The sequence below is a fragment of the uncultured Microscilla sp. genome (assembly GCF_947493425.1).
GTDB lineage: Bacteria > Bacteroidota > Bacteroidia > Cytophagales > Microscillaceae > Microscilla.
In genome coordinates this window covers 1-11,588 of record NZ_CANLRP010000018.1, presented here as the reverse complement: position 1 = coordinate 11,588, position 11,588 = coordinate 1, and the positions used below count along the sequence as shown (strand labels likewise).

Genomic DNA, 11,588 nt, shown 5'->3' with positions numbered 1-11,588 from the left:
GCGCAATGAAGAAGTTTATCAAGAAAAAATATATAGTAATAACTGCCGTGTTCCTGTTTGTTGGTTTATTGGCTTTCAGACCTATAGACAAATATTTTGAGATTGCTAAAAGCATGGAGTTATACGCACAGGTGTATCGGGAGGTTAACCAAAACTATGTAGACGATGTGAGCCCAAGTACTGTGATGAAAAATGGCTTGGATGGCATGCTCAAGTCGCTTGACCCTTATACCAACTATATCCCCGAAGACGAAATAGAGGATTACCGCACCCAAAATACCGGACAGTATGGGGGCATAGGGGTAGTGTCTCGTACTTATAAAGGCAAAACCATTATTGTAAAATATGACAAAGCATCGCCTGCTTATAAGGCAGGACTCAAGATAGGGGACGAAATTGTAGAGGTAGACGGTATCAATATTCAGAACAAATCTACTAAAGAAATCGACAAGATTTTTAAAGGGCAGGCAGGCACCAAAATGAGTTTGATGATTACCCGACCTGGCGAAACCACCCGAAAAAAGTTTGAAGTGACCCGTCAAAACATCAAAATACAGGATGTGCCTTACTCAGGCATGCTTGCCAGTGAAGTGGGATACATCAAACTACAGGGGTTTACCCGCACAGCTTCCAAAGAAGTAAAAGATGCGTTTAAAAAACTGAAAAAGGAAGGGATGAAAAAGCTGGTGCTCGACCTGCGTGGCAATCCTGGGGGACTGGTAATAGAAGCAGTAAATATTTGCAATATGTTTGTAGGCAGAGGGGTAGAGGTTGTAAACACTAAAGGCAAGGTAAAGGATTTTAACCGAGGCTACAAAACAATGGGTGAAGCTATGGATCTGGAGATTCCGGTGGTGTTGTTGCTCAATGGCAATAGTGCTTCTGCGTCTGAGATTGTGGCTGGGTTTTTACAAGATTCTGATCGAGGGATTATTATTGGGCAACGAAGCTTTGGCAAAGGTTTGGTACAAATTCCCCGACCGTTGTCTTACAATTCTCAGGTAAAAATTACCACCGCTAAGTATTATATTCCGAGTGGGCGCTGCATTCAGGCCATTGACTACAGTGATCATGACGCAGGTGCGTTGCATGATAGAATGGCTGATTCGTTGAAAAAGCCTTTTAAAACCAAAAACGGACGTACAGTATACGATGGAGTAGGACTAGACCCTGATGTGCCAGTAAAGGCTCGTAAACTTGCCTTGATTACTACTACATTGCTTGAGCAAGGGTTGATTTTTGATTATGTGACTGCGTACGTAGGCAAGCATAAAAAAATTAAGCCTGCTAAAGCATTTCAGTTGAGCAATGCCGAATATCAAGATTTTGTACAATGGCTCAAAGGCAAACAGTACAGCTACACTACCAAGGTAGAAAAGTCGCTCAAGGCACTGGTCGAAAAGGCCAAAAAAGAGAAAACCTATAGCAAGATAAAAGCCCAGATAGAGTCGGTAAAGAAAAAAATGACGGCAAGCAAAGCCATTGACCTTACTACCTTCAAAGCTGAGATCAAGCAACAACTTGAACTTGAGATTGTGCTACGCTACTACCTCGAAGAGGGGCAAATAGAAGCCACTTTTGAGCGTGACAAAGAAGTACAGGAAGCCCTGAAGTTGTTTAAAAATATGGCGCGTTACCGCAAACTTTTGGCGGGTAAGTAATTGATTATAAACGCTAAAGTAAGCGACTCACTCCATTGTAAAATTTAATTTTTGCGTTGGAGCGAGTCGCTTTTTTGTTTATTGAATGTTCAAAATAAGTATCTGGTTAATTGACAGTGTATTAACTCAATTCCCGGTCAAATTCTACAATAAAACTACAGCCTTCGTTGGGGGTACTTTTGCACCAAACCTTGCCCTGCATAGCATCTACAAATTTTTTGACAATAGATAAGCCCAGCCCTATAGAAGTTTCGCCGGCGGTAGGCTTGGCGCTTAACTGCTGAAACTTCCTGAACAGTCGGGTTTGATCTTCCGTGCTGATTCCGGGGCCCTGATCTTGTACTGTAATACGTACTTTGTTTTGGTGCCACCTCAGGTCTATAGATACTTGTGTGTGGGCAGGCGAAAATTTGATGGCATTTGATAGGAGGTTTTCAAAAACCTGGAGGGTGTAATTTTTATCGAGGTGTGCCCGAAAAGAGGTCTCCAAACTAGCAGGAGGCAAGTAAAGTGTGATAGACTTTTTGTGTGCAGCATTGGCAAAGCTTTGTACAACTTCTGTAAGTACATCGTGCAAGTCCAAGCTTTCTAACTGCATTGATAGCTGCTTTTCTTCCAACACTTTTAAATCCAAAATCCGGTCTATCATATCCCTGAGCCTATCGGTAGACTGTAAGGCTTTTTGCAAATAGTTGGCAGTTTCGTCTGCTGGGTTAATCGTAAGCTGAGTAAGTTGTAACAAACCCTTTACTTGGTTTACAGGGCTGCGAAGGTCGTGAGCAAGCGTACTTACCAATAAATTCTTTTCTTGATTAAGGTCTGTCAGTTCTTGGTTTTTAGTGTTCAGTTCTTCGTTTTTGCGTTGCAGGTGATAAGTTTGGCTTTGGATTTTTTCGTTTTGCAATGCAATAACTTTGTTCCTCTCTTCAAACAATAGACGAGTGTGGGTTTTGTTGCGGCGATAGCGGTAGTAGAGCAAGGTAGGAATAAGCAACACCAAAAATATGATAATGCTCAGGTAAATTGTATTTTGTTTTTGTTGGAAACGAGCTTTTTGCACTTCTTTTTCCTGGATCAACAATTTGATGTCTTGTTCTTTTTGCGCGTTTTGGTGTTTGAGTTCCAAACGGCGCATTGCCTCTATTTGGGCGTTGTGGCTCGATGAGTCGTGCAGTTGATGGTATTTATCATAGTAAAACAAAGCTTGTTTGAAATCTTTGTCTTGCTTATAGATTTTTGACAACAGCGCATAGTTGAGTTGCATTTGATGCACATCTTTCATTTGCTGCGAAGTTTTCAAACTGCTCAATCCGTAAGCCAAAGCTTTGGAGTAATTTTTTTGAGCAGCATGCGCCTGGGCAAGGTCACGCCCCACAATTACTATCAAGTGTGGGTATTGCACGTCTTGAGCTATTTTCCAGGCTTTATCAAAATATTTAAGTGCCACTCCATACTCTTTTTGTTTGAGGTAAACTTCACCGATACTGCTCATTAAAGCTCCTTTTATTCTTGGTTTGCCTTGCTGTTCGTTGGCTAGTTTTACGCCTTTTTTAAGGTACTCAAGGGCTTTTTCGTAGCTACCCAGCTCATTGTAAGCACTGCCTACATTGTTTAAGGCAGCCATCAAGGCTCGGCTGTCTTTGAGTTTTTCGGCACTTTCCATTACTTGTTTAAAGTACTTAAGTGACTTACGGTATTCGCGAATATCATAAAATGCCCCCGCTATATTGTTAATTGCTTTGATGTATCCCTTGTCATCAGGAATTTTTCGGTAAAAACTGGCGGCCTCGAAGTAGTGGTAAATGCTGCTTTGTACTTCGTTAAACGAACGGTAGCATTCGCCCAGGTGGGACGAAATTTCGGCAGACCGGGCGTGAAATTTATTTTTCTTGGCTGAGTTTAACGCCTCATTAAAGTATTCTATGGCTTTTTGGGGGCGGTTGTTGTGTTGGTGGTAAAGTCCAAACATGATCAACGAACGTAGTTTGTCAGTCCGGTGATTGGTTTTGTTGCCCAGTACCAACGCTTGTCTTATATACTTAAGAGCATCGCTTGATCCTTCTTTGAGAAGCTGTTCACCTATTTGGTTGAGCAGGTTAAGTTGAAGTTGATGGTTTAGGGGTGTTTTTCTTCGGGCTTGTTTGAGTAAATAAAACAAGCTATCGGAAGGAGTGTTTTGGCAATAAAGGGGGAATGACAACAGGCAGGCAATTGTCAAGGTAAAATAATAATGATATAGTCTGAGTCTAAGATATGCCATTTTGCCCTGATGATTAATGTATGGGCGAGCTCTCACAAGCGAGTGTAGAGTTTAAAGCGTATTTTTGGAGTGAAAAGTCGCTTTTTTAGCCCAAATTATAATTTAAAAATTTTATAAGGAATGGTGAGAAAATAAGTTGCCGATTTCGGGGTAACGAAGTATCAGGATGAAAGATCACTCCCAAACTGAAGAGTTATTTTTTTTCCATTCCTTAGGAATGGAAAAAAAATAAATACGCATTCTTAACCTCATCTTTTGAGGCTATACTTTGTTAAAAAATAGCCGAATAGCGCTGCTATTAGCCGACCATCCCTCAAGCTCGCTCAATATCCACTAGTATAGGCAGTTGAAATTTAATATTTGCAAACCTATAATAAAGAGAAGTCTACCCACACCTGCCAGGTTTTCAAAACCTGGCAGGTGTAAAAAGCTGTTTTATTAAAAGTCTACCGACTGCACTACTGGATATTGCCGTACCGCGTCTAGCAACAAAATATTTTAGCGTTACTATAGAAATTTATTTTTACACCATTCCTAAGCAGATTACTTACTTGATAAGTATTATTATATGATTCCTCAATGGCTTTTGCCGTCATCCCGTTCAGAAGACAGACATATTACTTAAACTTACTAGTTTTTTGTGGAAAAATCAAACGACTTCTGTTCTAACCTGTTTTTTATTATTTTTCCTCCTTGTTTTTAATTATTTTAAAACGACAAGTAGCCACAAGAAGGGTACATTTATATAAAACATTGCTACTTGTCGCCAATAAAACGTAAAAAATAAAGTAGCCTATGGGAACAGCATATTTTTTTGCCTCAGATACTGTTCTATAGGTTAGCCTATTCTGGAAGTTTTACTTAAGGAACGGTGTCAAAATAAATACGCATTCTTAACCTCATCTTTGTTGGACATGCTTCGTAAAAAAAATATACGGTTAAAATGGGGAAGTTATTTTGACTGCATTATGTACCAAGACAAAATTAAATACACCTAATATGCAAGTATAACTGTCATATTATGAGAGAGTTATCTTTACTTGTAGCTTATAGCTAATTGCACCGATATTCATCGGTATCTAAGGACTTGCTGCTACTTACTAAGAAACCTTGGCTAGTAGTTTGTCTACTAAAGTTGGCACACCTACCGAGCCTTTTTCTTCTATCAAGTGTAGGTGAGGACGAGCGCGTACATTGGGCATGCGAGGGTCTATAATATACTTGGGTACGTCAGTATCTACTTCATCAAGTAAACCTGCAGCGGGGTATACTGCCAACGAAGTGCCCACTACTATAAAAATATCTGCAGAGTGCGTTTCTTGGATAGCTACCGTCATCATAGGTACTGCTTCGCCAAACCATACAATATGTGGACGCAATTGTGAACCCTTTTCGCATTTGTCGCCTATATTAATGGGTTTATTGCCCCAGTCATATACCAGTTCGGGGTTGGTAGTGCTACGCGCTTTGCCTAGTTCACCGTGTAGGTGCAATACATTGCTAGAGCCCGCTTTTTCGTGCAGATCGTCTATGTTCTGGGTAATGATGACCACCTCATACTTTGCTTCTAGCCGAGCCAGCGCCAGGTGGCCTTCATTGGGTTGGGCTGCCAAGGCATGTGCCCTGCGTTGGTTATAAAACTCTAGTACCAGTGCACGGTCTTTTTGCCAACCTTCTGGCGATGCTACTTCCATTACATCATGGTTTTCCCATAGCCCATCAGAATCTCTAAAAGTACTGATACCACTTTCGGCACTGATGCCTGCCCCGGTTAATACTACAATTTTTTGCTTGTTCATGATTGATTTTGACATTTGTTGGCTTTCAAAACTTAGAGCTTGTTTAAATTTTCGATTATAGGAGGTTTTATGATGAGTTTTTGGATTAGATGCGTCAGATTTTGAAGGAATAGCCTAGCTATTGCTGAAACATCTGACAAAATATAATCAGAAAAATCGCGTAAAAAGCCTAATCATTGAACCGAGCCGAAGGCGAGCTCTGCCTTTTGGCTAATTTTAAACAAGCTCCTAACAACCGACAAATTACAAAAAAAAGACAAGAATCTACGAGTATTTTAATTAACATAATTTTTAGTTATAAAACTATTGAATGTGATTTATAACAGGCAAAAACAAAAGAGGAGGAAAGTAGAAGACATAGCGGTGTAGGGCAATGATAATTTATCAGGGCGCATGGATGATGACTTAATTGTAATGGCTTGACAGTGAGTAGATTGTTTTTGTACCAATAAAAATAACCCTTGTCTGTAGTTTGTATCTCATTGCTTGAATTTATATATTGAACCCAAAAGAATGAACTCACATGAACCAAAAAGTAAATCAATTGATATGCTTGTCATAAATGGATTAGAAGAATTGAAAACCTACCTCGACAAAGAAGTAGGTACCTCAGAGTGGATAGAAGTGACACAAGACAGGGTAAATAAATTTGCTGAAGCTACTGGCGACCATCAATGGATACATGTAGACACCGAAAGAGCCAAAAAAGAATCACCTTTCCGTACTACCATTGCCCATGGTTTTTTAACCTTATCGTTGTTGCCTAAACTCCTAAACGAGGTGTTGGATGTGCAAGGAGTAAAGTTTGGTTTAAATTATGGTACCGATAAAGTGCGCTTTATGTCTCCAGTGATTACAGGAAGCAAAGTACGGTCAAAGTTTGTTTTTTCGGCATACAAAGAGGTAGAAGGAGGTTTACAGGCTACTTTTACGGCCACGTTTGAGCGTGAAGGGCAAGCCAAACCGGTATGCGTAGCCGAGTCATTGATGAGGTTTTACGCTTAGGAACGTGATCGTCCCGTAAACGGGATTTCGGGCGTAGCCCTCAACAATAACCCCGATAAGAAATCGCATGCGTCAAAGCTTAATTTTACGAACACTTAAAATACCGTCAAAATCATCAAAAACGACTCTTTTAGGCGCAACTCCTACGGAGCCGTGTCTCGTTTCGTTTATTTTTTCTACCAAGGTTTCGCCCCACTGGGGCTAATATTCGTAAAAAGTGGCATAAAAACGAGCAAAGAGTTTTGAACGATTCCATAAAAATTGTGATTCAACACAACTTGAAGCTGGTTTTTACAGGCGGAATTTTAAGCCCTGACCAATGCGATAAGAAATCGGGACTTTGAAGCTGTCCGGTTTAGAACATATTAGCTTTGCAGAGCTTGAACTTCGTTCTGCGGTTCTCTTTACTGACTTTCGTTACCCCGGCAGTTCCGTCGGGACTACGAGCTTTTTTCGCCGTAGCTATGGCTACGACTGCAAACCGATAGCTGCAGCTTTGCTGCGCTGAGCTCTGCCAAAGGCTAAAAGTGCCTCAGCCAGCCTCGAGTATACGCCCTCAATCTCGACACTTATTTTGAACATGTTCCTTAATAACATTGGAGCATTTATCATTGTACCAGATCATTAATCATTAATTTTAAATATGGTAGTTTTTGACAGTGAATTTTTAAAAATCACCTACGACGAAAAGCTCAATGCTATTCTCGAAGAGTGGAAGCTTTATTTTGGAGCCAAGGTAGAGCTAGATACATTCAGAAAACCTTTATTGACGTTGATCGATACTTTTAAAGAGAAAAACCTCTCTAAGTGGCTTTCTGACAATACCGAACAAACCCGTTTGAATGAGCAAGACCAGTTTTGGCTGGAAGACGAGTTCTACCCGGCAATCGTAAAGGCAGGGCTTGAACATGTGGCATTGGTCAACGCCAAAAGTATTTTGGGTACAAGTATCGCCAAAAACTGTTTGCGTAACCTGAGCACAGACTTAGACATCGAGATTTTTAACAAAAGTCAGCCTGCCCAAAAGTGGCTGGCAACGTTGTAGATAGTTTGAGTTACTAAAAAAACAAAAGCTAAGCCCTGCAATGGTTTGGCTTTTGTTTTAATAGATTACTGCTGTCTACAAAATATCACAGTTCAGGCTTTAAATATCAACTTATTGCAGACTTGATGACTACTTTTAGCATCAATGTGCACTGATACCCTATTACTTGTGACTAAATGCGTAGATTTTTTGGTGCTACCAACTGACTTTGCCGCCTGACTTTGCCGCTTGCTATAGCAGCATATTATTTGATTGGGTGCACAAATACCCCACTAAAAAACGACTTACACTATGAAAATTCTTACTGCCAAACAAACCAAAGAACTAGATGCATACACCATCGAGCAAGATGCCATTTCGTCTATCAATCTGATGGAACGGGCTTCGGTAGCTTTTACCAATTGGTTTTTAAGAAAAGGCTTTAGCCAAAACAACCACAAGCGCCCAGTGTTTGTATTTTGTGGGTTGGGCAACAACGGGGGCGATGGATTGGCAATTGCCCGCTTGCTGTTGGGCAACCAATACGAGGTCACTACTTGTGTGGTGCGTTATGCCAAAACTACCTCAGTAGACTTCGACCAAAACTATGAACGTCTCAAAAAAAAGCACCCCATTATAGAAGCCACCGAAGAAGCTCACTTACCCGATATTCCTGCCAATGCTGTGGTGATAGATGCTTTGTTTGGTTCGGGGCTTAACCGTGCTATAGAAGGCATAGCTGCACAAGCAGTAAAGAAAATGAACCGCAGTGGTGCCACACTCATTGCCGTAGACATAGCGTCTGGGCTGTCGCCCGATAGCTTGAGCAGTGGAGTCATTGTAAGGGCAAATTATACCATCAGTTTTGAACTACCCAAGCTTGCCTTGTTATTGCCACACAACGACAAGTTTGTAGGCTCTTGGGAAGCAGTCTCTATTGGACTCAACCAAACATTTATAGCCGATGCTCCTACTACCAATTACTATGTAAACACAGCGTTTGCCCAAAAAATATTCAAACCACGCTCTAAGTTTTCGCACAAAGGGTCTTTTGGCCACGCCTTGATGATTGCTGGCAGCGAAGGCAAAATGGGGGCAGCAGTGATGGCAGTACACGGAGGCTTAAGGGCAGGAGCTGGCTTACTTACAGTTCATTTGCCTACACGAGGCTACAATGTATTGCAAACTGCTTTGCCAGAAGCCATGGTGTCGCTGGATGCCCACGCCCAGTATGTGTCTAACTTTCCGTCTATCGATGATAAAAAATACAGTGCCATAGGCATAGGCCCAGGGTTGGGAAAGCATGGCAATACTTTACGTTGCCTTACCAAGTTGCTTGAAAAAGCACAACAACCTATGGTAATAGATGCTGATGCCATTAACCTAATTGCCGAGAACAAAGACAAACTACTTACGAATGTACCCGAATACAGTATTTTTACGCCACATCCCAAAGAGTTTGAACGATTGGTGGGGCGCACCAGCACCGACTACGCCCGTCTAAGAACACTCAAGGCTTTTTGCCAAAAACATCGCGTGTATGTATTGCTAAAAGGAGCGCATTCGGCACTGGCAACCCCCAAAGGAGAAGTATACTTTAACTCTACAGGTAATCCTGGTATGGCAACCGCAGGCACGGGCGATGTGCTCACGGGTATTATTACAGGGCTTTTGTCTCAACGTTATACCCCTTTTGAAGCGGCCGCTTTGGGCATGTATGTACACGGGCTTGCTGGAGATTTTGCTGCTAAAGCAGAAGGGCAATATTCTTTGATGGCATCAGACATTATCAACTATATGGGGATAGCTTTTAAGACCTTAGAAAATAACGCCAACCACGAATGAGTGACAGGCAATGGTGGGGGGCAACGGTAGTGGTACTGCTTAGTTGTTGGGCTTGTCAGCCTACAGACAACACTGAAGCAACAAGCGTAAAGTCAGCGCAGCAAATATTTTGGCAACAAAAAGCCTGGGAAAGTGAAGACTCCTTGCTGAGCCAAAAACTAGACAGTTTGCAAATAGGCGCCTGGCAAGTGTACCAACATTGTCGACAAAAGAAGCCCTTGCTTGCCCGTAAGCTTCGATTGATTTCGGCGATATGCCAAAAAGCCGATAACCACATCAATCACTTGGATACCAGCTATTGGGGAGGTATTTTATATCGCATGAAACCTTTTGCGGAGCTTATCCAAGTATTAAAAGAGCCTCAACACCGTACATTTGTAGATGTTGGATCGGGCAACGGGGAAAAACTATACGCAGCACTTTGTTTAGGTTTTGACCATAGCGAAGGGCTTGAGTATGATTCAACCTTGGTAAGCATAAGCAGGCATTATTGGCAGCCTATGATCAAGCGCCAAAAAATGAGTATCAGATGGGGAAACGCGCTCACCATTGCTGCCAATTATTACCAACAGTTTGACTTTATCTACTTATACTCGCCCATTCGCAAGCACGTCCCCATGGCGCGTTTGTTTTATACATTGATGCAACAACTCAAAGAAGGAGGGGTATTGCTGGAGGTAAGAATGGTGTATGCCCAGGCACTTCGCAAAGTAAGCGGTTATGATATACCAAATTTGATGGGAACTTTTGCGCTGAAAAAGCAAGGCGGCAGGTTATACTATGTGAGCTATAGCAATACTACTAAAGATTGGATTTTACTAGGGAAAAATAAGCCCCAGTAGAGTTTTTACATTAGTAAAGCGGAAAAAATAAGATGTGCCAATAAAACAAAACATTTGTTGAGTGGGCGAGTCAAAAACCGAGGCTACAGTTTTACTGTGCCGAGCTCTGCTTTAGCTAAACCTTTGCATAGCCTAAGCTATGGAACTGTTTTTTGAGGAAGTCCACTCGGCAAAGATACCGTTTTATGGCTCAGGTTATTTTTGTAGGTTTACTTATCATATATCCCCAAACATATCAATGAATAATATGTCTGCTCAAACAACGAAAAATGCCCGTATTCCTACCGGGTTTTGTTATGTTCCACAAGACCACTATTACATCGCCAGCCTACTGCAACCCCACTTGGTACGCTACTTGTATTCTGATGGAGCCACTTCTTGCATTATTGCGATTGTAACGGGTAAAAATCAACAAGGAGTACCCATAACTGTGCTGAGCCATTTGAGTAAGCCTGTTTGTGTAGAAGCTTTTTTCGATGTGGTAACCCACCAATTCAAAGGGGAAATGCAACTGTTTGCCCAAGGTGCCAATGCTCAACACCAGGAAGCAATAGATACAAACACGCAAACTATTATTGATTTATTCAAGGCCTGGGTTGCCCAACGGTCTTTGGCAAGCGCTGACGGGTACATATACAAAGCCCATCTTTGGTTCAATACAGGGAACCCTCTTGAGCAAAACCGCGATTGTTTGGGTATTGATCTTGCCACTAGGCAAGTAAGCCATCAACGTTTTGACCTTACCGAAGATCAACGTGATATTACTGGAGGGCTTCAGACACTGGCGAGTATTTTTGGCGCTGAGCTGAGCCCACCTATTGTGTTGCGGGTAGCCAATGCACCATTTACGCATGCCCAGGTAAAACAACTACTATTTTTGGCGTTGCACTATCAATGGTTAGATATTTTGACAATGAAAGACGAAGAAATCTTGCATTACTTTTCTTCTACACCTCATTGCGAAGTATCCTGGTTTTGCGATGCCTTGCGCCAGTCTGCTCAATATGTACAAACCCACTTGCATTTGGTTTTATAATCAACACAAAAAACATAACACACTGCTAACATAATATATTTAGGAACGGTGTCAAAATAAATTTACATTCTTAACCTCATCTTTTTTGGACATGCTTCGTTAAAAAAACTTGCCAT

The 11,588-nt window shown here is 41.5% G+C and carries 8 protein-coding genes; 6 read left to right on the top strand and 2 right to left on the bottom strand.

All coding sequences use genetic code 11. The annotated features are described in order from the left end of the window. Window positions 1-5: 5 nt before the first annotated feature. On the top strand, window positions 6-1,661 hold the full coding sequence (locus Q0954_RS07255) for a S41 family peptidase (RefSeq protein ID WP_299455463.1): 1,656 nt from the start codon (window positions 6-8) through the stop codon (window positions 1,659-1,661). A 121-nt stretch (window positions 1,662-1,782) separates the two neighbouring features. Here the strand turns inward: Q0954_RS07255 and Q0954_RS07250 are convergent, their stop codons facing one another. Together Q0954_RS07250 and Q0954_RS07245 are read right to left on the bottom strand one after the other, a co-directional pair. Continuing rightward, on the bottom strand, window positions 1,783-3,921 hold the full coding sequence (locus tag Q0954_RS07250; protein ID WP_299455461.1) for a tetratricopeptide repeat-containing sensor histidine kinase: 2,139 nt from the start codon (window positions 3,919-3,921) through the stop codon (window positions 1,783-1,785). Window positions 3,922-5,021: 1,100 nt separating this feature from the next. Further along, window positions 5,022-5,735 carry an NAD-dependent deacylase gene (locus Q0954_RS07245; protein ID WP_299455459.1) on the bottom strand — a complete coding sequence of 238 codons (714 nt, stop codon included), beginning with the start codon at window positions 5,733-5,735 and terminating at the stop codon, window positions 5,022-5,024. Window positions 5,736-6,269: 534 nt separating this feature from the next. On the opposite strand from Q0954_RS07245, the gene Q0954_RS07240 reads away from it, so the two are divergent. The 5 genes from Q0954_RS07240 to Q0954_RS07220 all read left to right on the top strand — a co-directional run bounded on the left by Q0954_RS07240 (window position 6,270) and on the right by Q0954_RS07220 (window position 11,472). Beyond that, a complete protein-coding gene (locus Q0954_RS07240; protein WP_299455458.1) occupies window positions 6,270-6,725 on the top strand; it encodes a MaoC family dehydratase in 456 nt (151 codons plus the stop codon). A gap of 643 nt (window positions 6,726-7,368) precedes the next feature. After that, a complete protein-coding gene (locus Q0954_RS07235) occupies window positions 7,369-7,770 on the top strand; it encodes a hypothetical protein (protein WP_299455457.1) in 402 nt (133 codons plus the stop codon). Between the two features lie 291 nt (window positions 7,771-8,061). Then, the gene (locus Q0954_RS07230; protein WP_299455456.1) at window positions 8,062-9,594 is read left to right on the top strand and encodes an NAD(P)H-hydrate dehydratase; all 1,533 of its coding nucleotides are present in this window, start codon (window positions 8,062-8,064) and stop codon (window positions 9,592-9,594) included. Further along, entirely contained in the window at window positions 9,591-10,436 is an 846-nt protein-coding gene (locus Q0954_RS07225; protein WP_299455454.1) for a class I SAM-dependent methyltransferase, read from the top strand. Before Q0954_RS07230 ends, Q0954_RS07225 begins: the two co-directional genes overlap by 4 nt. Before the next feature lie 247 nt (window positions 10,437-10,683). After that, window positions 10,684-11,472 (top strand): hypothetical protein, encoded by a 789-nt coding sequence (locus Q0954_RS07220; RefSeq protein ID WP_299455453.1) that lies wholly within the window; start codon window positions 10,684-10,686, stop codon window positions 11,470-11,472. Window positions 11,473-11,588: the final 116 nt, after the last annotated feature.